This is a genomic window from Pseudomonas sp. LBUM1658, from assembly GCF_059716055.1.
Map to the genome: position 1 here is coordinate 3,742,352 of NZ_CP166798.1, position 25,554 is coordinate 3,767,905.

A 25,554-nucleotide genomic window follows, 5' to 3' on the forward strand; every position below is an offset into this window, starting at 1 on the left:
CTTAATGACGCTGCTTGATCAACAGATAAAGAAAAAACGGTGTGCCGAGCACCGCAACAAAAATTCCCGCCGGCAAATCCAGTGGCAAAAACAGCGTGCGTCCGGCCAGATCCGCCAGCATCACCAGGATCGCCCCGGTCAATGCCGCCATCACTGCCTGACCGGCGAAACCGGGCCCGACCAGGCGTTTGGCAATGTGCGGGGCAATCAAGCCGACAAAGGCAATCGCCCCGCCCCAGGCAATGGCCGCACCGGCCAACGCCACACTTACCAGCAACAACCCGGCCCGCAGCCACTGAACGCGAACGCCGATGCCCTGGGCCAGGCTGTCATCCAGTTGTTGCACCATTACCTGACGGGCAAGCAGCACCAACAGCGGGAAAATCCCCAACAACCAGCCAGCCAGCGCCAGGGGTTCGGGCCAGCTGGCGCCGTAGACGCTGCCTGTCAGCCAGACGTAGGCCGACAGCGTGGTGGTCAGCGGACTGAACACCAGGATGAAGGTGGTGGCAGCCGTCAACATCGCCGAGACGCCCACCCCGATCAACACCAGCCGCAGCGGCGATGCGCCCTGCTTCCAGGCCAGCAGATAGATCGCCAGCGTAGCCAGCCCCGCACCGAGCATCGCCGCCAGGGGCAGGAACTGTTGGCCCAGGGCCACGGAAAAAAACGACAGGTAAAGCACCGCCGCGGCACTGGCACCGCTGGTAATCCCCAGCAGATCAGGCGACGCCAGCGGATTGCGGATGATGCCTTGCAGGATCAGCCCGGAGATCGCCAGCGCGGCACCGACCAGCGCGGCCAGGACAATGCGCGGAAAACGCAGTTGCTCGACGATAAACGTCAGGCTCGGGTCCTCGCTGGAAAACAGAATCCGCAGCACCGCCAGGGGCGACAACGTGACTTTTCCCAAGGAGAGCGAGCCGAGGACCACCAGCAAGGTAATCGCCAGTGCCAGCCCCAGCCGCGACAAGGTAGATAGATTGATCCGCCGGGAAAATCCGCCACGGCGCCAGGTCAGCACCTTATCCATAACGGCCTCCACGACGGGCAAGGAGAATAAAGAACGGTGCGCCAAACAGTGCGGTCATCACGCCCACCGGCACCTCCTGAGGCAGAATCAACACCCGCGACAGAGTATCGGCCAGCAGCAGCAGGATCGCGCCGAGCAACGCGGAGCCCGGCAGCAGCCAGCGATGATCGATGGACAACCCTTTGCGCACCATATGCGGCACCAACAGGCCAATGAAGCCGATGCTGCCGGCCAACGCCACGGCACTGCCCGCCAGACAGACGATCAGCACGCTCAGCAGCAGACGAATCAAGCCGGTGCGCTGCCCGAGACTGGTGGCGATTTCCTCCCCGGCGTTCAACACATTGACCTGCCCCGCCACCAACAGTGATCCCAGCAATGCAAGCAAGCTGCACATCAGCAGCGGCGCGGCGATCGACAGGCTGCGTTCGGTCAGCGAGCCAGCCATCCAGAACAACACGGTGTCCAGTCCATCCTGATTGACCACCAGCAGCGCCTGGCTGAAGGCGGAAAACAGCGCGGCAATCGCAGCGCCGGCCAGCACGATGCGCAGCGGGCTCAGACTGCCCTGCCCCATGTTGCCAATCAGCCACACCAGACAACCGGCAACCGCGGCACCGAGGAACGCGCACCACAACCAGGCATCCGGTGATGACAAAGAGAAGATCGAGGAAAACAGGATGATAAAGAAGGTCGCCCCGGCATTGACTCCAAACAGCCCGGGAGAGGCCAGCGGGTTGCGGGTCAGCGCCTGCATCAATGCCCCGGCCACCGCCAGGCTGGCACCCACGGCGATGGCCATCAAGGTCCGGGACAGGCGCGTGGTGGTCACCAGTGTATGGCTGTCGCTCAAGGCATCCGGATGGACAAAGGCCGCGGCCACCTGCGACAGCGGAATCCAGGTTGCGCCGACGGCCAGGCTCAAGACACTGCACACCAGCAGCGCTATCGCCGCGACCCCCAGTTTCAAACTCTTGCTCATGAGGCAGTATCCGTTGCTGCCATGCGCGCAATATCGTCGAGCATCAGGTTCGCCCCGAGCATCCCGCCCGACAGGCTCCAGGCTACACCGTCGACTTGCCAGACCTGATGCTGCTGCGGCGCGCGCATTTGCTTCCACAACGGGTGCTGCACCAGGCTTTCATAGTTGCGCTGCACCGCCGCGCTCGACCCGTGCATGAAAACAAAAAACAGCTCGGCATTCACCACTGGAAGACTCTCCTTGTTGGTGAGTTTCAGCGACACCCCTTTCGCCTCGCGGCTGGCCTCGCTCCAGTTGAAGCCCAGTTCGCTGAGCACGGAGCCGGCGAAGCTGACGGGTAGATAACTGCGGATGTGGTCTTCACGAATATCCAGAATCGACACCGTGAGTGGCCAGCGTCCGGCAAATTTGGCCTGCAGCTGCTGGCGCAATTGCGCAACTCGTTGCTGCCATTGCGCCAGAATATCCATGGCCGCTTGCTGGCGGTGCAGTGCAGCGCCCATCAGCGCCAGGGTCTTTTTGAATTCAAATACTTCCTCCAGCATCACCACCGGGGCGATCTGGTTGAGTAGCGGTGCAATACGTTGGTGACGAAAACTCGAGGCGATGATCACCTCTGGTTTCAGCAGGACGATGTCCTCCAGGCTGGGCTGGGTCTCCAGCCCGACATGGGGGACATGCTCCAACGCGGAGCGCAAATAGCGATAAGTCGGTTTCTCGCTCCAGGAGTCGACGATGCCGCAGGGGATTACCCCGAGCGCCACGGCACTGTCGGTAGCCCCCTGAAACAGGGTGATCACCCGCAAAGGGGCAGCACTCGCCTGCGCGAACTTTGGAGTGAGCGACCTGAATGCGAGCAGGCCCAGGGACAGGCGCAACAGTGTGCGCCTGGAGGGTTTTAGCGGGTTTTCATGCTTCACGAGTCAGCCTGTGAAAGGGGTTTACCACTTCGCCTTTGCCAAACGGCATGCTGCCCGGGCCGCCGGCACGTTCAATCATTGGCGTCAGCAATAACTTCTGTGGCCAATGAGGCGACTCGAACAACTGTTGTTTGAGCATGGTCCGGGCGTCAGCGTCAAAATCAATGGTGTCGATCAGCTCGTTCAGCACCTCGCCCATTGCTGTCCACAACTTTGTGGCAGGGATAGAGTAGATCTGCGCGAGCGTATCGATAATCGCGCGGAGATTGACCTGAATTCCCAGCGTCTGCAACCAGAACAGCAAATCTTCCGGGCGTTCGTGATACAGCGTGTTGGTGTGGCCTTTCTTCAGCCGGTAAACCGGATCGGCCATGCCGTTGCGTTCCAGCCATGGCACGTAGATGCGCAATGAATCGTGATCGCGCAGCAGCAGGCCCTGGGCATAACCGGCCTTCCACACCAGCAGCGCATTCTGCCCGTGAACTTCACCGAGCATGCCGAGACGGAACATCCGCAGGTTGATGTCGAAGAAGCTGTGGCAGAGTTCGCGGAACAGCGTCATCACTGACGTGGCATCGGCTGTCAGGTTGCGGTAATGCATCCAGTCATCGAAGAAGTGCCGGTTGCTGTCGGGCAACGGCGTTGCCAGCGCGGCCATGGGTATCAGACGACAATCGGCATCCTCCAGCAGCGCTGGCGGATAGCCGCGCACCATGGCCGCCAGATGCCGCGGCGCTTCATCGAACAGTGTGGCGTCGGGCGGCATGAACGCCCACCATTTGCTCTCGTCGCACAGGTGCAGCGACTGTTGCAGGGTTTGATCCTTGCCCAGTGCCTGGCGCAGCAGCGTCTCGCTCAGACCGCCATTGATCATTTTCACCGCGGGCAAATACCGCGAGGCACCCAGTGAATAGATGGCCATCGGCAATTTGAGATAGTCGGCGCTGTTGAAGCAAGGGGTCATCGAGCGCAACGACGAGGTGGCGAAAAAATCGCCTTCAGTGAAGTCCAGGCGCTGGCAGTCACCCTTGGCGAAGGCGGCACCGAGCTGGGCTTGCAACACGTGTTCAAACTGCCACGGATGAACCGGCAACGCGATATGGCTGTCGGCAATGCCACGCTTCTGCATTTCTTGCTGCAGACTGGCCTGCAGCGCCTGCGGCAACAGGTAGTGCGCAGGATAGCTCTGCTGCAAGTCCGTAACGCCGTCACCGCATTGCAGCAGTGTGTTGGCTACCGCGACCCAGTTAAGCGCCACCGGACGGGCAAACTCCGCCTGATAGTGCAGATACTCGGTCTCGCTCAACCCCTGCTTGGCTTTGGCCAAGGGATGATAGGGACGATCGCGCAGGGAAGCCCACTGCTCCATCGTCAGGAAGAAATCCCAATTGTTCTTTTCCAGCAAGCGCTCGGTGTCGACCTTATGGCTCAGAGACAACTCGGTTTGCTGAACGCTGGTGCGCAGGACATCCTGAAACAGCGCAAAGCCCTTCTCATTACCCGGGTAACGATCGGTCATCCCGGCCAACACCAGCGTCATGAAGTCTTCCGGTGACAGCTCCGTCAGTGTGTCGCCATGACGGGTCAAAACCGGCGTCCCCGGTACTTTCTCCCATTGCTGGGTGATGCCCGGACGCAGTGCCACGACGATGAAACGCTGCTCATCCGCTTCGCAACACCATTCCCAAATACCTTGCCCGGCGCTCAGGCCGGTAAAGGGCGGTGTCTGTTGCTGAGCTGATTGCCATTGCGCAGGCGTAACCAGTTGCAGCGGCTCGGTGCCGAAAAAATGTTCTGCCAGCAAGCAATCAAGCAGATCCTGCATCACCTTATCGGCGGCCATTGTGCTGAGGTTCATTCGATTACTTTCCTTCTACTGAAATGGTGGCCAATCTGGCCTGAAGGGCGCGAAAGGCGATGCCGCGTTCGTCCCCCAAAACAAAGCTATTTACGCCCCGAGCCAACCAGCGTTCATGGTCGCCAGGCTGGCGTGGAATGGCGCAGTACGGCACGCCCGCAGCAGTGGCTGCCTGCCAACTGGCGAGCAGCGCTTGCTGCACTTCTGGCCGGTCGATCTGCCAGGGCATGCCCAGCGACTGCGATAAATCGGCAGCACCTTCCAGGATCAGGTCCAGGCCTGGCACAGCGGCAATCTCAGCCGCGCGTCGCACCCCTTCGGCACTTTCGATCATCGCCACCAGCATGATCTGGTCGTTGGCCAAGCTGATGTACTCAGCCAGGCTGTGCTTGCCGAATGTCCCGGGGCGTCCGGCATTCAAACTGCGGCTGCCCAGCGGATGGTATTTGCAGGCGCGAATGCTCTCGGCGAGCTGCTCGGGCGATTCAATCATCGGCAGGACGATGCCCTGGGCCCCGCCATCGAGCAGGCGCAGCATGGTTTTCGGATTGAGATCCGCCACCCGCACCAGTGGCGTGATGGCGTAGCTCTCCGCGGTGCGGATCATGTTCTCGACGGTTTCGGGATTGATCAGCACGTGTTCCATATCGATGATCACGAAATCGAATCCGGCTTCGGCAATCAGCTCAATGGCCGCCGGCGAAGGAATCGAACTGATCAGGCCGTAAGCCGGCTCACCCGCGCCGAGCTTCACCTTGAGCTGATTGGTCCTCAGCATGCTTGCGGCCGGAAAGCATGCAGCGGATTAGGCACGGCTTTGATCCGACTTTCGCCATCGCCCAACAACCGGCGCTTGGTCAGCTCTTCCACTTCATAGAAAGGCGCGAACACATCAAACAGCGCGTAACGCGCCTGGTGCTGCGGGTGCTCGGCCTGATAACCGATGATCACCTCAGCCGTCATCTGCCAGAACGTGGCTTCCTCAAGCTGGTACTGCTGATGCAGAAAGATCGCCAGCTCGGCCAGGCAGATGAAGAAGAACGAATCACAAGAGAAGTCGCGAACCGCATTCACATCGTCGGTGAGGATGAACGAGTTGCGGTTGAGCTTGGCGTGGCTGGCGGGCAGCGGCACCAGGGTCGGGCACAGTTCCGGGCGCGCCAGATGCTGCGGCGAATAACGTACGCCGTCATGGAAGTCTTTCAGCGCAATGCGTTGCGGCCATCCCTGCTTGACGATCAGGACGATGTTCTGTCCATGGGACTCCATGCCGATGCCTTCGGCATATAGCATGTGAATGATCGGCGGGACCGTGACCTGCAACAGTTGTCGGGTCCAGGCTTGCAGGCCGTATTGGGCAATCCAGGCGCCGATGAAGGGTGCCTGCTCAGCCTGCGCATAACGATTTTCCACCGAGCTCAAACCGTTGAAAGGCACCGCCTGCTCATCATCCTGCAGATACTGGTGAATGCTTTCGCGCCACAGGGTTCCCAGGGTGCCGTAGGCCTGGGCCATCCGGGTGGTGGGCAGGTGCTGATAATCGAAGCTGACGCCGACCACTTCACCGAGGATCACGAAGCCGAGGTCCCGAGCCGTGCTGTCGCTGGCAATCAACTGCTGCAACCAGTCGGTGATGATCGGCCCGTTCATGACCGTGTGCCGGGCCAGGATGCGCGTGCTCGAGGTGTTGGTAATGCTCAGCGCCAGCTTCACATAGGGCCGCTGTTTTTCGCTGACATTGGCCAGGGTACGGATCGACTGCTGCGCCTGATAGCGATCATCCGACGCTCCCAGATAGACCAGCTCGCCGCTGAGCAACTCCGGGTAGAAGGTCGGCGTAATGATATTTTCCCACTGCCATGGATGTACCGGGATCAGCCAGTAATCATCCAGTGCCTTGCCCTGGCTGGTGAGTGTCGTGGACAGCTGCTGCCAGCGCTGAGGGCCAAACTCCTGCTGGATAAAGGCGTCGAAACTCAGGTGCCGCGAATGGTTCATCACCCCGCTGGACTTGGCCACCGCCAGCCAGACAATGGCAATCGGCGCGGCGAACTCCGGACCGAAACGAGCGTTATCCGCCAGCGAGAAGCCGATGCGCGATTTGTAGCAGGGGTGATAGCTATGGGCGTCCATGAAATGCTGTTCCAGCGCATCGACATCCAGTTCATGAGCCGGTTTCGCCGCGCGGTAATGCTGGCTGCGCGACTGCAAATCCTTGAGCAAGGTCTGCTCCAGTTCATGGGTGAAACGCGGCAGATGCGGGCTGTCCTGAAGTTCGCTCAACAACTCGGCCAACGCCTGATGCAGCTGCGGCTTGCTGCGTACACCCGCGGCATCCACACGCTCCAGGCTGGCGCAATCGAGGCGGATCAGCTCAAAGCTGGCACTGAGCAAGCCGTTGCAGTGGTACTCCACGCCCTGCTGCTGTGCATCGATACCGTTGACGATAAAGTGCTGCTGGTTGTCCGCCAATGGCGAATGGCGGTATGGCAGCACATTTTCGTACAGCAGGGTTTGCAGCAGTTGCCCCACTACGCGCTGCTCTACTTGCTGAGAGTGCCGGGCGTCGGCATTTGCCAACCAGAAGCCTGACGCAGAACCTGGGGACTGCTGTGTTGCCGGTGAAGAAGTGGTCATATTGATACCTTACAAGTCAAAAATTCAGGGTTGTTCGATGGCCTTTGGCAGCGCTTGCGTCGGCTCGTCGGATGCGCGAACCGGAAAACGCCAGGCACAGGGCAAGGCCAGCAGAATCAAAATGCCGGTCGCGATGAAAACCTCGCTGATGGCCGCGAGGGTGCCTGCCTGAGAAGTCGCGCCTCCCGCCTCGGCGGCCAGACGAAACTCCAACCAGAGCGAGGCGATCACGATGGCCAGCGATGCCACCAGGCGCCGCGAGATGTTGTTCATCGCCGCGCCCTGGGTGACCATCGCTTCAGGCAGGGCATTGAGCCCGGCGGTGGTAACGGGGATGTAAGACAGCCCCAGCCCGGCGCCTCGGACCATCATCAGGACAAAGATCATCCCGATCGTCGCCTCGCTACCGAGCATGCCCATGGCCAGCGTGGAGGCGCCGGTCAGCAGCAGGCCCCAGAACACCACGCCGCGGGGACCATGGCGGTCCAGCAGCCTGCCGCCGATATGCCCGAACAGGCTGGCGAACACCGCCGTACACAGCAGTGCCAGGCCGGTCCAGATGGCGCTGTAGCCCAACACCAGCTGAATCAGCAGCGGCAGCAAGACCAGGCACTCGAACATGCCGACCGACTGCACCACGGCGATAATCACGCTCAGGCGATAACCGCGCAGGGCAAAGATCCGCAGGTTAAGCAGCGGTGCCGGCCGGCGCAGTTCCAGCCGCACAAAGGCCACCAGACACAGGATGGCCACGAGCAACATGCCAAGGTTGAGCGGATCGAGCAGCGCTTGGGCATGGCGCAGGCGGCCGATGGCGACCATCAGCAGGCCGATGCCTGTGGCGATCAGCAGATAGCCTGCCAGGTCGAAAGGCTTGCGCTCGCTCGCTTCGGAGGCGGGAAGCACACCGATACCGAGAACTAGCGCTATGACGCCTATGGGTACATTCATCAGGAACAACGAACGCCAGCTGAACCACTCCAGCATCAGGCTGCCGCACAAGGGCCCCAGCGCCGGCGCCAGCATCACCGCCGCGCCCCACAAACCGGTAACCCTGCCCCGCTCGCCCTTGGCATAGACCGAGAAGATGATCGCCAGCGACAGCGGGATCATCAGCCCGCTGGCAATGCCCTGCACCACGCGGGCGGCAATCACCAGCGCGATGGAGTTGGCCATTGCCCCTAGGAGCGACCCGCAGACAAACAGCGCCACGCCCCACAGGTAAAGGCGCTTGCGCCCCACCCGCTGGGCGAGAAAGCTGGTCAGGGGCATGGTCATACCCATACTCACCATGAATGCGGCAACGATCCAGGTCGCCAGCAGCGGACCGATATCGAAGGCGCTCATGAACGCCGGCAGCGCCGGGTTGAGCGAACTGTTGTTCAGGCTCACCGTCAGCGTGCCCAGCAGCACATTGACCACTACCAACCAGCGCGGCGCTGTCACCGTCAATCGCACTGCGTGACTCCCGTGTCTGGCGTTGCTCCGAGGAACAGTTGCGGCGGTCGTGGATGACAGAGGAAATCGGCATGGGAGATGTTGTAACCATAGGCACCCGCCAGCGGCAGCACCAGCATGTCGCCGATACTGACGCCCCTGAGCGGGCAATCGCGACTCAGTACATCCTTGGGCGTGCAGAGCTGGCCGACGATGGTCCAGGCCTGCGCCACCATGGCCGCCGTCCGGGCTAGCCTGGGCAGATGAATGACCGGGTGATCATGCCCCTGGGCGACCGGCAGGCGGAACTGGTGGGTACCGCCACGACATACCAGGAAGTGCTTGCCGTGGCTGACTTTCATATCCAGCACTTCAATGGCGTAGTAACCGCAGAAGGCGCTGATGAAACGACCGGGTTCAAAGCGCACGATCGGCGCATCGGTACAGGCCGCCAGGCTCTGCCCCAAGTGCGCACACAACCGCTGCCAATCAAACTGCTGCGCGCCGAGATAATTGACGCCGATGCCACCGCCGACATTGAGATGGGTGATCTGCTCAGGGTTTGCCGACAGGGCTTTCCATTGCGGCCAGCGCTGCAGGTAGAGATCGAGCAACTGTTCATGGCGTTCCACCAGCGGCTGATGGGACATCGCATGGACATGGAAACCTTTGAGCAACAAATGGCTGGCCTTGTCGACCTGATGTACCGCCAGCGCCAATTCCGACTCATCGATCCCGAACGGAGTCGCCACGCCGGCCATCGCCAGTTTGCTGGAAAGCGGCGGCGGCAGTTCAGGGTTGACCCGCAGATAGACCGCCTGGACCCGTCCGGCCTGTTGCGCCAGGCGCTGCAGACGAGCGATTTCATTCAGGCTTTCGATGTGAATGGCTTCGACCTGCTGCTGCAATGCCGCACGCAGGTCGGAATTCAGTTTGCCGGGGCCGGAGAAGACAAAAGGCTTGGGCGTCGGACAGTCCTTGAGGCGATCGATTTCACCACCGGAGGAGATCTCGAACCCGTCCACCAGCGGTGCCAGAGCGCAGAGGATTTGCGCTTCGCTGTTGGCCTTGATGGCGTAATACAGCTCGACGCCTGCGGGCAAGGCCGCCATCACCTGAGTGACGTGCTGTTTCAGCGCGTCCAGATCGTAGATGAACAGTGCCAGTGGGTCTTCATGCTGCACTCGCGCCTGATCAATCGCGGCCAGCACCGCTGCGGGTAGCTTATCCATGATTGGCCGCCTTGCCCCACGGGGACACCAGACTGACGTAGCTGGCCTGGCGATCGGCCTTGGCTGCCAGACGGACTTTCAGGTTGGTTTTGCAGGCGATCGGCTGGCCGGCGATCAGTGCGTCCAGCTCTGGCGCGGCACCCTTCAACTCGCCGCGAATGCTCACCAGTTGCTGCTCGACGCGCTGCCACATCAACGGCGCCAGGTGCGGGCGTTCCCAACTCAGGGCCAGCACGGCTTCGGAAAGGTTGTTGACGAACAGGCAGTAGACGATGCGGTTCCAGCCCTGCTCGCGGGAATAGAGCAGCGATTGGCGAACCCGCGGGTGAATCTCGGAATCAATCCGCGAGATACCCAGCTCATCGGTGAGTTTGACCCCCTCGAAATCCCGCAGCAGCAGCTGTTGCGGACGACCGTTGTCATGGTTCAGCACGCTGTTCTGCAAATGCGGTTCCATCACGATGCCATGATTGAAGAACAGCGCCAGCACCGGGCGCAGCAATAGCGCCTGGTAGTCGCTGAACCAGCTCAACAGCTGCTTGTCGCTGATGTCATTACCGTTGAAGCGCTGCAGGAATTCATGCACCAGCGGCCGCAAATGCAGCCCGCGGGCGAACAAGGTGCCGGCCATGATGCTGCAGTCGGTACCGGTATCGAGGCAGAAGTTCTCCCGCAGGATCGCCCCGGTTTGCTCGCGGAACCAGTTGCCATCAACCTCGCTGGCGAGCTCTGGAGCCCAACTCAACAGGCCCGGTTCGGCCACCACCGAAAGCCCGCCCAGGGTCTCGGGTTGCCTTCGCTGCAATGTGCGGAATAGCCGGTCGATAATCAGTGAGCTTTCCAGTTCGTACCAGGCGTTTTTCCTCACGCAGTTGGTGATACGGACATTCAGCGAGCCCTTGATGAAGTACTCATGACCCTCGATATACCAGGTGCGAATCGAAGCAGTGGGATTGGCCATCAGCCCCGTGGCGCCGCGATCGACGATAGCGCCGGACTGCAACAGATGCTGCACCCGGTCATCCTGCATGAACAGCTCTGCCTGCACCGGATGCATGCAGATGATGGCGTGCCCTGCCCGCGCCGGGCTCTGATCGGCAAAACCGGCCAGCACTTGCGCATCGCTCAGGCCATTGGCGCCGATGCTCAGCCCTTCCAGCGGCACTTCGAACAGGTGCAACGGGGTGCGGGCCTGGAATTCCGGGGCATAGGTTTCCTGTGCCAGATGCTCCGGCCACAGCCGGGCCTTGGGTGCCGGGTGGTTCGGGTGACCAAACCACAGACCCTGTTCACTGGCCAGATAACTGCTCAGCGGATCCGGGCACTTGGCTGCCAGATTGTGCCGGACTATGTCTGCCGTCAGGCCCTGGCTCTGCAGGATCTGATTCATCAGCTCATCGTTACTTGCGCTGGTCATGTACTCGCAGGCTGTCAGCAACTGTTCGGCGAAAGCCGGGAAATCCGGGCACAGCCATGAGTCATTTTCCTGCCGGGCATAGACATCGGACAGATAACGATGACTGCCGAGCAGGTCACGACGATCGACCAGCACAAAAAATTGCTGCTGGTTGGGCAGGCTGATGGTCAGCGGGATGCCCTTCAAGTCGGCACCGTCGAAATAACTTCCTGGCGCAATGCCATTCATGTCTTGCGGCCAGGCATAACTCAGGCAGTCTTCGGGTAGTGCGAACTCTTTTATCAGACAATTAAGCAAGGCATGGGCGGTCGCCGACTCACTGACTATCCTGGATAAAATTGCTCGATCGGGATTATTCATTTCTGCTCCGCAGTAGCATTTGAGGACACCGGTACGCTATTTAGCGATGAAGTCTAAGTGGCCTTTTAACACCATCGAAAATCAATGTGCCATCCCAGCGCTAACTTCTATCGCGACCGGAGTAATTCAACTTCGGCTCGACCCGCACACGCCGGAAGTAATACGTCATGTCATCTTTATTGAAGAGATTCGGCGCGCAGCAAAGCGTCGGCAAATAGCCGGATTTCACTGGATATAAGCGGTTCGTCTCGACAATCAATTAGTTAAGCTGGATGTGCAGTAACAATCATCACGCCCGCAGTTGTGCCAGTGCCGAAGTCAGCCCTTTCTCGAATCGGGCGATAACCAGGCCACACTGCTCGTCGTCAATAATCAAAGGAGGCAGCAGGCGCACCACGTTGCCGTTGCGTCCGCCGCGTTCGAGCAACAAGCCTTGCTTGAAGCAGTGTTGTTGAATGGCTACGGCCAGCGCTGCATCCATCGGGAAGCTGTTCAGCGCATCCGGCGTCTGGCGCTCGTCGACAATTTCGATCCCCAGCATCAGCCCGCGACCCCGTACCTGGCCGAGTGCCGGATAGCGTTGCTGCAACAGCATCAGCTGCTGTTTCAGCCAGCCGCCGCGCTGCGCAGCCTGAGCCGGCAGATCCTGTTCCTGCAGGACCCTGAGGGTCGCCATGCCGGTGGCCATGGCCATCTGATTGCCACGGAAGGTGCCGCTGTGGTTGCCCGGCGCCCAGGCGTCAAACTGGTGCTTGATGCCCAGCAGCGCCAGGGGCAATCCGCCACCAATGGCCTTCGACATCACGATGATATCGGGCTCGATGCCGGCCTGCTCATAAGCAAACATGTCGCCGGTACGGGCAAAACCGGTCTGTACTTCATCGACGATCAGCACAATGCCGTGCTTTTGGGTCACTTCGCGGATCTTGCGCAACCAGGCGATTGGCGCGGGATTCACTCCACCCTCGCCCTGGATGGCCTCGAGGATCACCGCTGCCGGCAAGGAGACACCGCTTTCGACGTCTTCGATAAATTGCCTGAAGTAGTAGCTGAGGGCCTGCACCCCGGCGTCTCCGCCAATGCCCAGCGGGCAACGGTATTCATGGGGATACGGCAGGAACTGGACGCCCGCCATCAGCGTGTGGATGGCGTTCTTCGGCCCGGTATTGCCGGTCACCGCCAGCGCACCATGGGTCATGCCATGGTAGCCGCCCGAGAAGCTGATGATGTTGCTGCGCCCGGTGACGGTTTTCGCCAGCTTGAGGGCCGCTTCTACGGCGTCGGCGCCGGAGGGCCCGCAGAACTGCAGGCAGTAGTCGCGCCCATTGCCCGGCAGCAAGGCCAGCAGTGCTTCACTGAAGGCATCTTTCAGCGGAGTCGTGAGGTCGAGGGTATGCATGGGCATTCCCGACGCCAGGAAGTTTTTGATACTGCCGACAACTTCATCATGATTGTGCCCCAATGCCAAAGTGCCAGCTCCAGCCAGGCAATCAAGGTAGGTCTTCCCTTCAACATCCGTTACCCATACGCCCTGCGCCTTGGCAATAGCCAAAGGCAGTTTGCGCGGATAGCTGCGGACATTGGATTCGAACTTGCCTTGACGCACCAGATAGTCGGCGTTACTTCGATGAAGTTGAGCAGACTGCAATAAGCTTTCACTAAACATATGTCGACTCCTGATAAGATCCATAACGGAATTATTATCATTATCAATTGCATATGGCAAGATATTTCCGAACTAACTGCATGTTTCAACACAATTAGTGGCATCCCGAGAATAATCCGGGCACAGATAAAACCAAGTCGCTGACTTGGTATTCGATGAAAAGTTCATAATCAAATAAGAAATTACCTACAGTAATAATTCCTTATTTCATGATGATCATTACAACTTAAACAAACGGATGATTGCAAAGTAACATCATTGAACTCTGTCGGTTATGCATGCCCTGCGGATCGCCATAAGGCGACCCGCGGGCAGCAAGTTTGCGACTCGGTATGGTCGAATCAGAAGTCCACGGTCGCCGAAAGGAGTAAGGTGCGCGGGGTCGCCAGCGTCAAGCCAGGCTCGCTGTCATCCGAGGCCCCGGCAGAACTCCAGTAGGCCTTGTTCGCCACGTTCTCGACATTGGCACGCAGGGTGATGTTCTTTTCGTCGACCTTGAACCCGTAGCGTGCGCCCACGTCGAAACGCTCCCAGGAATCGATTTCCTTGTTGTTGGACTGGTCCAGAAACTGCGAGCTGGAATAAAGGCCGCGGCTGGTCAGGGTCAGGCCCTGGACGCTCGGCACGTCCCACTCGGCGCCCAGGTTGACGTTGTATTTCGGCGTGGCAGGCGCCCGGTTGCCGTCGAAGGTGCCATTGGTGGTGTCGTTCAACTCGCTGTCCATGTACATGACACCGCCGAGCAGACGGAAACCTTTGAGCGGCTCACCGAACACACTCAGTTCCACACCGGTGTTTTCACGCTTGCCGTTCGGGCCGAAGACGCGCGTCGTGGCGTTGGTCTCGTAGGCCGGCTGCTTGATCCGGAACACCGCAGCAGTCACGGCGAACGGACCCGCGTCATACTTGGCGCCCACCTCGACCTGGCGGCTGATGAACGGCGGGAAGATCTCGTCGCTGTTCACCGAGGTCGTCGGCGCGATCTTGCCCTGGCTCAGGCCTTCCATGTAGTTGGCATACAGCGACAGCTTATCGGTGGCCTTGAACAGGATGCCGCCCGACGGCGAAACCTTTTCCTCATCGTAGGCGGTGGCGCCTTTAACGTTATTCTTCCAGTCGTCAACCTTCACCCGCTGCCAGCGGGCGCCGAGGGTCAGCAGCAGCCGGTCATCGAAGAAACCCAGGGTGTCGGACAACGCCACGCCGCTAGAGCGGTTCTCGGTGTAGACCTTGTCATCCGATCGCGTGGCAATGTTCGGGGTCGGTGTTACCACCGGGTCATAGATGTTGCTGGGGGCCGACCCATAACGGGCGCCGCCATTTTCGAAGTCCATGTAGAAATAGCTGGCAGCCAGGTTGACTTCATGGCTCACCGGGCCGGTATGGAACCAGTTGCGCACCCCTGCCGTGGCCGTCCGGACATTTTCGTCACGGGTGAAGTCACGCGGCTGAACGCTGAAATCGCCAGCGTTGTTGGTGACCGCAACGGCATGCCGGAGAAAGTCATGATTACTTTTGCGCGCGCCCACGCCGCCGTACAGCATGACGGAATCGCTGACATCGAATTCGCCGTTCACCGTGCCGAAAGTGTCGTTGGTACTCGCCTTGCTCCAGGGCTGCGCATAGTTGCGGCGCACATCGCTGGCATGCGGAACCCGCGCGTTGGGGCCGACCTGCACGCGTTCCTGCGGCGCGTCGGTATCACGCTCGGTGCGCCCGATATCCGTCGAGAGCCGCAGGCGTTCACCGCGAAAATCCAGGCCCAGCACGGCCATCTCGCGGTCGATGTTCTGATGATCCCATTCGGTGTCACCGGACTGCTTCACGCCGTTGAAACGAATACCGAATTTGTTGTCTTCACCGAAGCGCCGGCCCACATCCACGGCACCACCGACCTGGCTGTCGGAAGCGTACATACCGGTAAACGAAGTGATGGGCTTGTCGGTCGCGCGCTTGGGCACCACGTTGATCCCGCCACCCACGCTGCCCCGCGGCGAGATGCCGTTGATGAGCTGGGTCGGGCCTTTGATGACGTCGACGCGATCGGCCATCTCCATGTCGATCGTATAGGTCGGCAGGATGCCGTAGAGACCGTTGTAGGCGACGTCACTGTTGAACAGGCTCAACCCGCGAATGGTGAACTGCTCATAACGCCCACCCGCCGGGTTGGTGGCGCGAACCGAGGGATCGCTGGCGATCAGATCGCCCAAGGTACGAGCCTGCAGGTTTTTGACCGCCTCGCTGGTGTAGGTGGTCATGCTGAACGGCGTTTCCATAAAGTCTCGCGAGCCCAGCAAGCCTTGCGAACCGCGGCGCGCGACCTGGCCGCCGGCATACGGATCGCCGCCCGCCGAGTCAGTGGCACCGAGAATCGAGGTGGGGGCCAGTTGCAGGCTGCTGCCTTCTGGCGCCGGGGTCAGGGTGTACGCCTGCTCGCCCGCCGGCTGCAGTTGCAGACCGGAACCCTGCAGCAACCGGGCAAAGCCCTCCTCGACCGCGTACTCCCCGGAAAGCCCGGGACTGTTGCGACCGCTGACCAGCGCGGGGTCCACCGAAAGGTTCACTCCGGCCAGGCCGGCGAAGCGGGTCAACGCGGCGCTGAGGCTACCTGCGGGCACCTGGTAGCTGCGCCGAGGGCCGTCTTCGGCCGAACTGACCGAGACAAACAAAGGGCAGGCACTCAGACTCAACAGCAGACTCAGGTGCAACAACGGGCGCAACCTGGAAGAAGCCAGACGCGTACTGCAGGGCATCGATGGTGGCATTGAGAATCTCTCTGATTTCGTTTCACTTGCCTTAATGACAAGCGAAGCGAAAAAAGGGGACAGGCTTTACACAGTATTTTTTCGCGGCAGCAGCGTGACCCAATAACGAGTACGCGAATGCACCTCCAGCGGCAGGCTGGCGGCCAGCAACGAGAGAATGCGATCGGTGTCCTCGAGGCGGAAACTGCCGGTGACCCGCAGCGACTCAAGCTCCGGTTCCCAGCGCAGCACGCCCGGCCGATAACTGCTCAGCTCGCGCAAAAAATCCCCCAGCGGCTGGTTCTGCGCCATCAACACGCCCTCGCGCCAACCCGGCGCAAGCACATCGAATGGCTCCACCGCGCCCACGCCCGTGGCCAGCAGGTTGACCTGCTGACTGCCGCGCAACGTCAATGCCGGCCCTTGCAAGGGCCGCAATTGCACCTTGCCGTTGAGCACCGACACCCGGCAGCCGAGCGAATTCTGGCGAACACAGATCTCGCTTTGACTGACGATGACCTGTCCGTAGTGGGTCTGGATCGTTAGTAGTGAAGCCCCTGACACCTTTAGCGCCATTTCGCCGGCCACCAGCGTCAGGCGCCGGCTCGGCAGATCGACATTGACGGCAGTGGCGGTATTGAGATGCAGGGTGCTGCCATCGGCCAGCACTACCTGCTTGCGCTCCCCGGTGGCGGTGTGCAGGTCGGCGCGCCAGACATCCAGGGGCAGTTGCCGACTGAGCATCCAGGCAGACGGCACCAGCACCGCCGCGCCCAAGGCGCGTTTAAGCACCTTGCGCCGGCCCGAATCCGGGCGGTCCAGGCTGCCCATGGCCAGTGCCGAAGGCAGTGCGGCAAAGCGCTGGCGTAAGAGTTGAGCCTTCTGCCAGGCCTGTTCGTGACTGGCACAGCTGTCGCGCCAGTGCTGCAGCGCGGCTCGATCCTGTTCATTCGCGCCGCCGGACTCCATCAATGCCAGCCACTGCGCGGCGGCCCGCGCCACTTGGCGGGCTTCGGCCGAGGGCGCCGGATTGATCACAGCTCTACCAATAGACAATGCTCGTAGGCTTGCGCCATATAGCGCTTGATGGTGCGTTCCGACACCCGCAAACGCTCGGCGATCTGTTGATACCCCAGGCCTTCCAGTTGGCTCCAGAGAAACGCCCGGCGTACCGCCGTCGGCAGCCCGTCGAGCAATTCGTCCAGTACTTGCAGGGTTTCCAGCAGCAGCCAGCGTTCCTCGGGAGACGGTGCACTGTCCTCAGGCAAAAGCGCCAGAGCATTCAGGTAAGCCTGCTCCAGGCTGCGACGCTGGTAGAAATTGCTCAGCAGCCGCTTGCCCACTGTCAGCAAATACGCCCGTGGTTCATGCAAGTCGGCAATCCGCTGGGAGCTGGCGAGGACCCGCATGAACGTATCCTGGCTCAGGTCCGCCGCATCACAGCCATTTCCCATGCGTTGCCTCAACCAGCCCTCCAGCCAGCCACGATGGTCGCGGTACAGGTCGTGGAGGGTTTGTGCCGTTGGCATCGCGGTATTACTCATGTATGGAAACCTGGGCCAAGGAATAATTTAAATGAGATTCATTCTAATTAGTAACAGTACAACAAACCAAGCTCTTTTATGCATTCATTGGCCGGGATGGGTCGCAAGGTCTGAGCGGGGGTTAAGCCTTTTCCCCTGAAAGCACTGGTCCTTCGAGGCTGGTGGTGCGTAGGAGCTGCCGCAGGCTGCGATCTTTTGATCTTGGCGATTGTGGTGTCCGCAGAAAAGATCGCAGGCTGCGCCAGCTCCTACGCCGACCGTGTGCACCTGCAGTATCGTGGGTGCCTGCCAACCCCACACCGCCTGTGTGCACCTGCAATGTCGTGGGTTTCCCTCGCCGGTTGCGTACACCTGCAATGTCCTGGGTGTCCGCAATCCCCTGTAGGAGCTGCCGCAGGCTGCGATCTTTTGACCTTGATTCTCGGCAATCTGCAGAACCGCCAAAAGATCGCAGGCTTCGCCAGCTCCTACTCCGACCGTGTTTGGCATAGATCTGCCGAATAAACACAATCCCCCGTAGGAGCTGCCGCAGGCTGCGATCTTTTGATCTTGATTCTCGGCAATCTGCAGAACCGCCAAAAGATCGCAGGCTTCGCCAGCTCCTACGCCGACCGTGTTTGGCATAGATCTGCCGAATACACACAATCCCCCGTAGGAGCTGCCGCAGGCTGCGATCTTTTGATCTTGATTCTCGGCAATCTGCAGAACCGCCAAAAGATCGCAGGCTGCGCCAGCTCCTACGCCGACCGTGTTTGGCATAGATCTGCCGAATACACACAATCCCCCGTAGGAGCTGCCGCAGGCTGCGATCTTTTGATCTTGATTCTCGGCAATCTGCAGAACCGCCAAAAGATCGCAGGCTGCGCCAGCTCCTACGCCGACCGTGTTTGGCATAGATCTGCCGAATACACACAATCCCCCGTAGGAGCTGCCGCAGGCTGCGATCTTTTGATCTTGATTCTCGGCAATCTGCAGAACCGCTAAAAGATCGCAGGCTTCGCCAGCTCCTACGCCGACCGTGTGCACCTGCGATCTTGTGGGTGTATCCCTTAGAACGTCTTGCCAGCACTCGCCACTAGCGTTGCGCCACACAGGTCGTCGAAACCGGTAAAGCTCAGACACTCGACTTTCGACAGGTCGGTATCGATATAGCTCAGCCCCCAGGTGATGCCGACCAAGTCACGGCTGAGCTTGATCTCCCAATCGCGGTAGTCGGCGCGGCTGTCGCCATTGGCGCTGAAGAACACCTCGTCCTTGTAGTCGACGAATTCATAGCGCGCTTCCAGGCCGATTTCAGCAGGCAGCACCGTGCGGTAGCCGATAAACACCGAAGCAAAGTCCTCGTCTTTTTTGCCCTTCTGGAAATTGCCCTGCTCATCCTCGTAGTCCGGGCCTTTCATGTTGTTGGCGTACTTGCCGCCGAGTAGAACACCGTACACATCCAGGGTGGACTGGATGTCGCTCTGGTTGTACTGGCTTTCACGGGGGAAGTCGTACTTCGTGTAGAAGGTATCCAGGCTGATGTCGTCGCTGATTTGCCAGAAATAACCGCCGTAGTACTCAAGCTCCTGGCGGGTGCTGGAGTCGTAGCCAAAATCGACATTCGAAGTCCAGACGCCGGCATACAGGCCGCTGGAGTGGCTGAGGGTGATCGCCAATTGCGCGGCAGGATCGCCCTGGGTTTGCGAAATGCCGCTACTGCGATAATCACTGACCAGCACTGGCGCGATGGTCAGGGTGAAGTTGTCGCTGAGTTCCAGCGCCTGGGCGTTGATCAGTGGCGACAATGCAAGGCCGGCAAGCACGAAGGCAGATAATGCGTTCATATCGGTTCTCTTGTTTTTATGGATGTGCAGGTTTTCGGTTTTTTTGTAGGAGCGAGCTTGCTCGCGATGGATTCAAGGGCAGCGCGTTTATCCAGGAAGTACGCGTTATCGTTAACGTTCATCGCGAGCAAGCTCGCTCCCACAGGGATCGCGGCGTCAGGTGTATGGCATGGTGGTCAGGCGTCGGGGGCGTAAACCTGCTTACCGGCAAAAAAGGTCTTCAGGACCTTGGTCTCGAACAACTCATCGTCGCTGACCTTGAACACATCACGGTCGAGGATGATCAGATCGGCCTGTTTACCGGGCGCCAGCGAACCGATCTGCCGGTCCAGGCGCAGGGCTTTGGCGGCGTTGATGGTGTAGGCGTAGAACATGCTCAGTCGATCGATGCTTTCCTTGGCATTCAGCACACCCAAGGGACCTTTGCGGGTACTGGCCTGGGCAATGGCGTTCCACGGATTGGGACCGGACACCGGCCAGTCACTGCCACCGGCGATGACCGCTCCAGCGCTGTGCAAGGACCTGGCTGGATACTGGTACCCATAGGCAAAGGCGCTGATATAAGGTTTGACCAGCTCCACGGTGTAACTCTCGCCGGTGGCCCACAGCAGTTGCATCGAGGCGATCACCCCAAGCTGCTTGAAGCGTGGAAACTCCTTGGGGTTGACCATTTGCAGATGGCTGATGCTATGGGCCACCGGCGCCGGATTGAGCTTGCGCGCATATTCAAAGCCATTAAGCGACTCACGCACCGCACGGTCGCCGACCGCATGCATGTGCACGATCCAGTCGCGTTTTTCCGCCGCCACCACCAGCTCACCAAAGTGCGCGGGGTCGATCAACAGCTGTCCGTTTTTATGACTGTTGTTGAAGGGAACGATGACCGCCGCGGTCTGCCCCGGATACTCCAGGACGCCATCGGCAAACACCTTGATGCCCGGGAAGCTCAAGTTGGGCACGCCCTCGAATTGCTTCATCACCTTGGCCAGCACCTCCAGATCGGCCGGCCGGCTTTTGGGATTGGCCAGCAGCAGAGCAGCGACGTGGGCGCTGAGCTCGCCCTGCTCTGCCAGCGTGCGGTAGAGCGGTAGCACGCCGTAACTCTGCTCGGTTGCTTTGAAATCGAACAACGAATCGCCACTGCCGGCATTCGCCGCCGCGTCCATCCAGGCGGTGACGCCATACTGATTGTTGACCTTCACAGCCTCGCGGGCAGCCTTGAGCATCACCTCGTTGCTGGGCGCGGGAAGCTGGCTGCGAATCTGATCCCAGCGAGACTCGGTAAAAAACCCGGTGGGCGTGAAGTCCGCTTCGTGGCCGACATAACCGAGTTCATTCTCCGGCAGGCTTTTGACCAGCGCGGCGTCGATCTTCAGCCGCTTGAGCATGGCGTTGTTGGCCCAGCCGGTATGACCGTCAATTCCGCTCAGGACCATCGGCTGCTCGGCCCAACGCCCTTGATTGAAGCGTTTGCCCAGTTCTCGGCTTTGCTCCCAATAGGCCGAGCTGACCCCGGCAATGCTGATCACGTCACCGGCACGCGCGCGCCCCGCCTGATCCTGCTCGATGATCCATTGCTCAAGCTCCGGCAGCGGCTTTACTTCGTCCAGCAGGTTGGCACCCAGGCTGTCGAAGGCGGCAACTACCGGGTGACTATGGGTATCAATCATTCCAGGCATCAGCACCTTGCCCGCCAGGTCAATGCGCTGGGTCTGCCCATCGGCCAGGGCATTGATCTCTGCATCGCTGCCGACCCTGAGGATTTTGCCGTGTTCGACCGCCACCGCCTTGGCCAGGGATTGACCGGGAATCCCGGTAAACACCTTGCCATTGGTCAGTACCAGGTCAGCCGCGGCCATGGCCTGCAACGAGGGCAGCGTTAACATCGCCGCCAACAGGCACGGGGTAAATCGCTTCATCTGATCATCCTCTTATTGTTTTTATCCTGGTGTTGCTATTGGCCCCTGAACCCATCAGTGGCCGGCGATTTCCTTGAGCCGGTACCAGAACATACCCAGTGCCAACAACGGCGAACGCAGCAATTTTCCGCCGGGAAAGGTCATGTGCGGTACGCGGGCGAACAGATCGAAACCCTGGCTGTGTTCGAGGTTGATGGCTTCAGCCACCAACTTTGCCGCCATGTGCGTGGTGTTGATTCCGTGTCCGGCGTAAGCCTGGGCATAGAACACATTCGGCTGCTCCTTCAAGCGACCGATCTGCGGCAAGCGGTTGGCACCGATGCCAATCATTCCGCTCCATTGAAAGTCGATGCGTTTAGCCGCCAGCTGCGGAAACACCTCGAGCATTCTCGGCCCCATGTAACCGGCGATATCCTTTGGGGTCCGCCCGGAGTAGTGACAGGCGCCGCCAAACAACAGTCGGCGATCCGCCGACAAGCGATAATAATCGAGACCCACACGCTGATCGCACAGCGCCCGGTTAGCCGGTATCAGGGTCTCGGCCAGGGCCGCGCTCAAGGGTTCAGTCGCGACGACATAGCTGCCGGCCGCCAGCACCTTGCCGCTGAGTGCCGGTTCCAGGTCACCCAGATGCGCATTGCCGGCCAGTACCAGGGTCTTGGCATGCACCACACCCTTGGCCGTGTGCACTCGAATGCACTTGCCATATTCGATTCGAATGGCCGCGCTGTTCTCGCACAAGCGCACCCCCAGACATTGGGCCAGAGCGGCCTCGCCCAACGCCAGGTTGAGCGGATGCAGATGCCCCGAGCCTTCGTCGATCAAGCCGCCGACATAACGATCGGAGCTGACTACCCGATGCATGTCGCGCTGTTCCACCAGCTCGACCTTGTGTGGATATCCCTGCCTTGTGAGCGCCTCCTGCTCCGCCAGCAGGCTCTGGAAATGCCGCGGGGTGTTGGCCAGCTCACAGTGCCCCCAGCGCAAATCGCATTCGATGCCATGCTGCTGCACGCGCTGGCGGACCAGATCAACCGCGTCCAGGCCCAATTGCTCGAGAATCTTTACGCCTTCGCTGCCAATGGATTTTTCGTGGGCACCAAGGTCGTGACCAATGCCACGAATCAACTGACCGCCATTGCGCCCGGTGGCGCCCCAGGCAATCTGGTGCGCTTCCAGAACGATCACCGAGTGACCGCGCTCAGCCAGTTCGATTGCCGTATTCAACCCGGTAAAACCGCCACCGACGATGCACACATCAGCATGTGCCTGGCCTTCAAGGGGCGGGCAGTCGAGCTGACGATTGCGGGTGGCGCTGTAATACGTCTGCGGTGCAGAAAACATGGACGTCATAAGGGGTACTGCCTATCAATTGCCGGGCGCAAGTCGATACCCGGCGCAGGGGTTAACGACCGGACTTGAGCTTGCTCCAGGAGCGATTCATCCAGCGCATGACGTCGGGAGGCAGCTCCGTCGAAACGTAGAGCTTGGCCTGCACCGATTCGGGCGGGTAGATCGATGGATTGGCGGTGATGTCTTCAGTCATCAGCGCCGTGGCCTGGGTGTTGGCATTGGCATAGCCGACATACTCGCTGACCTTGGTAATCACTTCGGGCTTGAGCAGGTAGTTGATAAACGCCAGGGCTTGTTCGGGGTTCTTGGCATCGGCCGGAATCGCCAACATATCGAACCAGAGGTTGCCGCCCTCCTTCGGCACGGCATAAGCAATCTTCACCCCGTTCCCGGCCTCCTCGGCGCGCTGGATGGCCTGGTACACATCACCCGAATAGCCGAAGGCGATGCAGATGTTGCCGTTGGCCAGATCCGAGACATATTTGGAGGAATGGAAATAGGTGATGTAAGGACGCAAGGTCATCAGCTTGCGCTCGGCGACCTTGTAATCCTCGATCCGCGTGCTGTTGGGATCGAGCCCCAGGTAATTGAGCATCGCCGGCAAGGCTTCGTCCGCCGAGTCCATAAAGGCCACGCCACAGGCTTGCAGCTTCTTCAGGTTCTCGACTTCGAACAGCGTGCTCCAGGAATCGATGGTCTCGACCCCCAGCACCTGTTTGATCTTCTCGACGTTGTAGCCAATGCCATTGGTGCCCCACAAATACGGCACCGAGTACTGATTGCCCGGATCGTTGGCTTGCAGGCGCTGCATCAACACCGGATCGAGATTCTTCCAGTTGGGCAGCTGCGCCCTGTCGAGTTTTTGGAAGGCGCCGGCCTTGATCTGCCGCCCAAGGAAGTGATTGCTTGGCACCACCACGTCATAGCCGGTATGCCCGGCCAGCAACTTGCCTTCGAGGGTTTCATTGGAGTCGAAAACGTCATACACCGGCTTGATTGCGGTGTCCCGCTGGAAGTCCACGAGGGTGGTTTCAGCGATGTAATCGGTCCAGTTATAGATATTCACCAGCTGTTGCGCCGAGGCCGGGCCGGCCAGAGCGCAGAGTGCCGTGAGCAGGAGTTTCAGGGCGAAAGGTCTCATTCAGATGTCCTTACTGTGGGTACATTCGAGAATGTGTTCAACGCATCGAGCTAGACGCTAAGCAACAGGAACTCCCGCTCCCAGGAGCTGATGACCTGCTTGTAGTTCTCGTGCTCGACCCGCTTGACCGCGACAAAGCCTTTGGTGAAACGCTGGCCCAAGTACTCTTTGGTCATGCTCGACTGCTCCATGCGCTCCAGTGCCGCCTCCAGGGTCAGCGGCAGGCGCAGATTGCGCCGCTCATAACCACGGCCGACCACTGCAGGGCTGGGCTCGATGCCCTCGACCATGCCCACGTAACCGCACAACAGGCTCGCTGCCACGGCCAGATACGGGTTGGCATCCGCACCGGCCAGGCGGTTTTCCACCCGACGATTCTGCGGGTCCGAATCCGGCACCCGCAGGCCCACCGTACGGTTCTCCTCGCCCCACTCGACGTTGACCGGCGCCGAGGTATCGGGCAGAAACCGCCGGAACGAATTCACATTGGGCGCGAACAGCGGCAGGGTTTCGGGAATGTATTGCTGCAACCCGCCAATGTGCTGCATGAACAACTCACTCATGCTGCCATCGGCATTGGAGAACACCGATACGCCGGTTTCCAGGTCCACCACGCTCTGGTGCAAATGCATGGCGCTGCCCGGCTCGCCGGTCATCGGCTTGGCCATGAAGGTGGCGCTGACATCGTGTTTCAGGGCGGCCTCGCGCAGGGTGCGCTTGAAGACGATGATCTGATCGGCCAGGTGCAACGGGTCACCGTGACGGAAGTTGATCTCCATCTGCGCGGTGCCTTCTTCGTGAATCAGGGTATCCAGATCCAGCCCCTGGGCTTCGCACCAGTCATACATGTCTTCGAACAGCGGATCGAACTCGTTGGTCGCTTCGATCGAGTAAGACTGACGTCCTGTTTCCTGGCGACCGGAACGGCCGATCGGCGGTTTCAGCGGGTAGTCCGGATCAGGGCTGCGCTGAGTCAGGTAGAACTCCATTTCCGGCGCGATGATCGGCTTCCAGCCGCGCTCGGTATAGAGCCGCAAGACCTTCTTCAGGATATTGCGCGGCGACAGTTCAATCGGATTGCCCTGCTTGTCATAGGTGTCGTGGATCACCTGAGCGGTGGGCTCCAGGGCCCATGGCACCAGGAATACCGCGTCCTGGTCGGGGCGGCAGTGCATGTCGATATCCGCCGCGTCGAGCAGCTCATAGTAGATATCGTCTTCGACATAGTCGCCGGTGACTGTCTGCAACAGAACACTCTCCGGCAGGCGCATGCCCTGCTCGTTGAGGAACTTGTTGGTCGGGGATATTTTGCCCCGGGCAATGCCGCTCAGATCAGAGATCAGGCACTCGACTTCAGTGATTTTGTTTTCTTTGAGCCAATGGCTCAGTCGGTCCAGATTGCCTTTCATAACGCCTCGTACAGGGAAATGCCCGGGCGCCCCATGGCTGCCCGGTTCCATGCTTCGAGGTGATAGTGCAATCGGG

19 protein-coding genes are annotated in these 25,554 nt (G+C 60.0%); 1 reads left to right on the plus strand and 18 read right to left on the minus strand.

Annotated features, from left to right (window positions below):
• Window position 1: 1 nt before the first annotated feature.
• The 13 genes from ACA064_RS17125 to ACA064_RS17185 all read right to left on the minus strand — a co-directional run bounded on the left by ACA064_RS17125 (window position 2) and on the right by ACA064_RS17185 (window position 17,830).
• On the minus strand, window positions 2-1,033 hold the full coding sequence (locus tag ACA064_RS17125) for a FecCD family ABC transporter permease (RefSeq protein ID WP_497669183.1): 1,032 nt from the start codon (window positions 1,031-1,033) through the stop codon (window positions 2-4).
• A complete protein-coding gene (locus ACA064_RS17130; protein WP_497669184.1) occupies window positions 1,026-2,015 on the minus strand; it encodes a FecCD family ABC transporter permease in 990 nt (329 codons plus the stop codon). The genes ACA064_RS17125 and ACA064_RS17130 overlap by 8 nt, the downstream gene beginning before the upstream one ends.
• Window positions 2,012-2,935, minus strand: a complete 924-nt coding sequence (locus ACA064_RS17135) for an ABC transporter substrate-binding protein (protein ID WP_497669185.1) — start codon at window positions 2,933-2,935, stop codon at window positions 2,012-2,014. The genes ACA064_RS17130 and ACA064_RS17135 overlap by 4 nt, the downstream gene beginning before the upstream one ends.
• Window positions 2,925-4,793, minus strand: coding sequence for an IucA/IucC family protein (locus ACA064_RS17140; RefSeq protein ID WP_497669186.1), 1,869 nt, complete (start codon window positions 4,791-4,793; stop codon window positions 2,925-2,927). The genes ACA064_RS17135 and ACA064_RS17140 overlap by 11 nt, the downstream gene beginning before the upstream one ends.
• Window positions 4,794-4,797: 4 nt before the next feature.
• A complete protein-coding gene (locus tag ACA064_RS17145) occupies window positions 4,798-5,571 on the minus strand; it encodes an HpcH/HpaI aldolase family protein (RefSeq protein WP_497669187.1) in 774 nt (257 codons plus the stop codon).
• Window positions 5,565-7,430 carry an IucA/IucC family protein gene (locus ACA064_RS17150; protein WP_497669188.1) on the minus strand — a complete coding sequence of 622 codons (1,866 nt, stop codon included), beginning with the start codon at window positions 7,428-7,430 and terminating at the stop codon, window positions 5,565-5,567. The genes ACA064_RS17145 and ACA064_RS17150 overlap by 7 nt, the downstream gene beginning before the upstream one ends.
• Before the next feature lie 24 nt (window positions 7,431-7,454).
• Entirely contained in the window at window positions 7,455-8,882 is a 1,428-nt protein-coding gene (locus tag ACA064_RS17155; protein ID WP_497674267.1) for a DHA2 family efflux MFS transporter permease subunit, read from the minus strand.
• On the minus strand, window positions 8,879-10,099 hold the full coding sequence (locus ACA064_RS17160; RefSeq protein WP_497669189.1) for a type III PLP-dependent enzyme: 1,221 nt from the start codon (window positions 10,097-10,099) through the stop codon (window positions 8,879-8,881). The genes ACA064_RS17155 and ACA064_RS17160 overlap by 4 nt, the downstream gene beginning before the upstream one ends.
• Entirely contained in the window at window positions 10,092-11,876 is a 1,785-nt protein-coding gene (locus ACA064_RS17165; protein ID WP_497669190.1) for an IucA/IucC family protein, read from the minus strand. The genes ACA064_RS17160 and ACA064_RS17165 overlap by 8 nt, the downstream gene beginning before the upstream one ends.
• A gap of 289 nt (window positions 11,877-12,165) precedes the next feature.
• Window positions 12,166-13,542 (minus strand): diaminobutyrate--2-oxoglutarate transaminase, encoded by a 1,377-nt coding sequence (locus ACA064_RS17170; RefSeq protein WP_497669191.1) that lies wholly within the window; start codon window positions 13,540-13,542, stop codon window positions 12,166-12,168.
• A 341-nt stretch (window positions 13,543-13,883) separates the two neighbouring features.
• Window positions 13,884-16,307, minus strand: a complete 2,424-nt coding sequence (locus ACA064_RS17175) for a TonB-dependent siderophore receptor (RefSeq protein WP_497669192.1) — start codon at window positions 16,305-16,307, stop codon at window positions 13,884-13,886.
• A gap of 66 nt (window positions 16,308-16,373) precedes the next feature.
• Window positions 16,374-17,324, minus strand: coding sequence for a FecR domain-containing protein (locus ACA064_RS17180; protein ID WP_497669193.1), 951 nt, complete (start codon window positions 17,322-17,324; stop codon window positions 16,374-16,376).
• Window positions 17,321-17,830: a sigma-70 family RNA polymerase sigma factor gene (locus ACA064_RS17185; RefSeq protein WP_497669194.1), complete on the minus strand. Its 510-nt coding sequence runs from the start codon at window positions 17,828-17,830 to the stop codon at window positions 17,321-17,323. Before ACA064_RS17185 ends, ACA064_RS17180 begins: the two co-directional genes overlap by 4 nt.
• A 543-nt stretch (window positions 17,831-18,373) precedes the next feature.
• Between ACA064_RS17185 and ACA064_RS17190 the strand changes: the two genes are divergently transcribed.
• A complete protein-coding gene (locus tag ACA064_RS17190; RefSeq protein WP_497669195.1) occupies window positions 18,374-18,814 on the plus strand; it encodes a hypothetical protein in 441 nt (146 codons plus the stop codon).
• 65 nt (window positions 18,815-18,879) lie between these two features.
• Here the strand turns inward: ACA064_RS17190 and ACA064_RS17195 are convergent, their stop codons facing one another.
• The 5 genes from ACA064_RS17195 to ACA064_RS17215 form a co-directional block, all read right to left on the minus strand.
• Window positions 18,880-19,656 (minus strand): TorF family putative porin, encoded by a 777-nt coding sequence (locus ACA064_RS17195; RefSeq protein ID WP_497669196.1) that lies wholly within the window; start codon window positions 19,654-19,656, stop codon window positions 18,880-18,882.
• 176 nt (window positions 19,657-19,832) lie between these two features.
• A complete protein-coding gene (locus ACA064_RS17200) occupies window positions 19,833-21,575 on the minus strand; it encodes an amidohydrolase (RefSeq protein WP_497669197.1) in 1,743 nt (580 codons plus the stop codon).
• Between the two features lie 54 nt (window positions 21,576-21,629).
• Window positions 21,630-22,928: an NAD(P)/FAD-dependent oxidoreductase gene (locus ACA064_RS17205; RefSeq protein ID WP_497669198.1), complete on the minus strand. Its 1,299-nt coding sequence runs from the start codon at window positions 22,926-22,928 to the stop codon at window positions 21,630-21,632.
• Window positions 22,929-22,980: 52 nt separating this feature from the next.
• Window positions 22,981-24,069, minus strand: a complete 1,089-nt coding sequence (locus tag ACA064_RS17210) for a polyamine ABC transporter substrate-binding protein (protein WP_497669199.1) — start codon at window positions 24,067-24,069, stop codon at window positions 22,981-22,983.
• 50 nt (window positions 24,070-24,119) lie between these two features.
• A complete protein-coding gene (locus ACA064_RS17215) occupies window positions 24,120-25,478 on the minus strand; it encodes a glutamine synthetase family protein (RefSeq protein ID WP_497669200.1) in 1,359 nt (452 codons plus the stop codon).
• Between the last annotated feature and the right edge of the window lie 76 nt (window positions 25,479-25,554).

Bases quoted from the DNA above. Each gene is read 5' to 3' on its own strand.
- ACA064_RS17125 (WP_497669183.1), bottom strand. From the start codon at position 1,033: ATGGATAAGGTGCTGACCTGGCGCCGTGGCGGATTTTCCCGGCGGATC.
- ACA064_RS17130 (WP_497669184.1), bottom strand. From the start codon at position 2,015: ATGAGCAAGAGTTTGAAACTGGGGGTCGCGGCGATAGCGCTGCTGGTG.
- ACA064_RS17140 (WP_497669186.1), bottom strand. From the start codon at position 4,793: ATGAACCTCAGCACAATGGCCGCCGATAAGGTGATGCAGGATCTGCTT.
- ACA064_RS17145 (WP_497669187.1), bottom strand. From the start codon at position 5,571: ATGCTGAGGACCAATCAGCTCAAGGTGAAGCTCGGCGCGGGTGAGCCG.
- ACA064_RS17150 (WP_497669188.1), bottom strand. From the start codon at position 7,430: ATGACCACTTCTTCACCGGCAACACAGCAGTCCCCAGGTTCTGCGTCA.
- ACA064_RS17160 (WP_497669189.1), bottom strand. From the start codon at position 10,099: ATGGATAAGCTACCCGCAGCGGTGCTGGCCGCGATTGATCAGGCGCGA.
- ACA064_RS17165 (WP_497669190.1), bottom strand. From the start codon at position 11,876: ATGAATAATCCCGATCGAGCAATTTTATCCAGGATAGTCAGTGAGTCG.
- ACA064_RS17170 (WP_497669191.1), bottom strand. From the start codon at position 13,542: ATGTTTAGTGAAAGCTTATTGCAGTCTGCTCAACTTCATCGAAGTAAC.
- ACA064_RS17175 (WP_497669192.1), bottom strand. From the start codon at position 16,307: ATGCCACCATCGATGCCCTGCAGTACGCGTCTGGCTTCTTCCAGGTTG.
- ACA064_RS17185 (WP_497669194.1), bottom strand. From the start codon at position 17,830: ATGAGTAATACCGCGATGCCAACGGCACAAACCCTCCACGACCTGTAC.
- ACA064_RS17195 (WP_497669196.1), bottom strand. From the start codon at position 19,656: ATGAACGCATTATCTGCCTTCGTGCTTGCCGGCCTTGCATTGTCGCCA.
- ACA064_RS17200 (WP_497669197.1), bottom strand. From the start codon at position 21,575: ATGAAGCGATTTACCCCGTGCCTGTTGGCGGCGATGTTAACGCTGCCC.
- ACA064_RS17205 (WP_497669198.1), bottom strand. From the start codon at position 22,928: ATGACGTCCATGTTTTCTGCACCGCAGACGTATTACAGCGCCACCCGC.
- ACA064_RS17210 (WP_497669199.1), bottom strand. From the start codon at position 24,069: ATGAGACCTTTCGCCCTGAAACTCCTGCTCACGGCACTCTGCGCTCTG.
- ACA064_RS17215 (WP_497669200.1), bottom strand. From the start codon at position 25,478: ATGAAAGGCAATCTGGACCGACTGAGCCATTGGCTCAAAGAAAACAAA.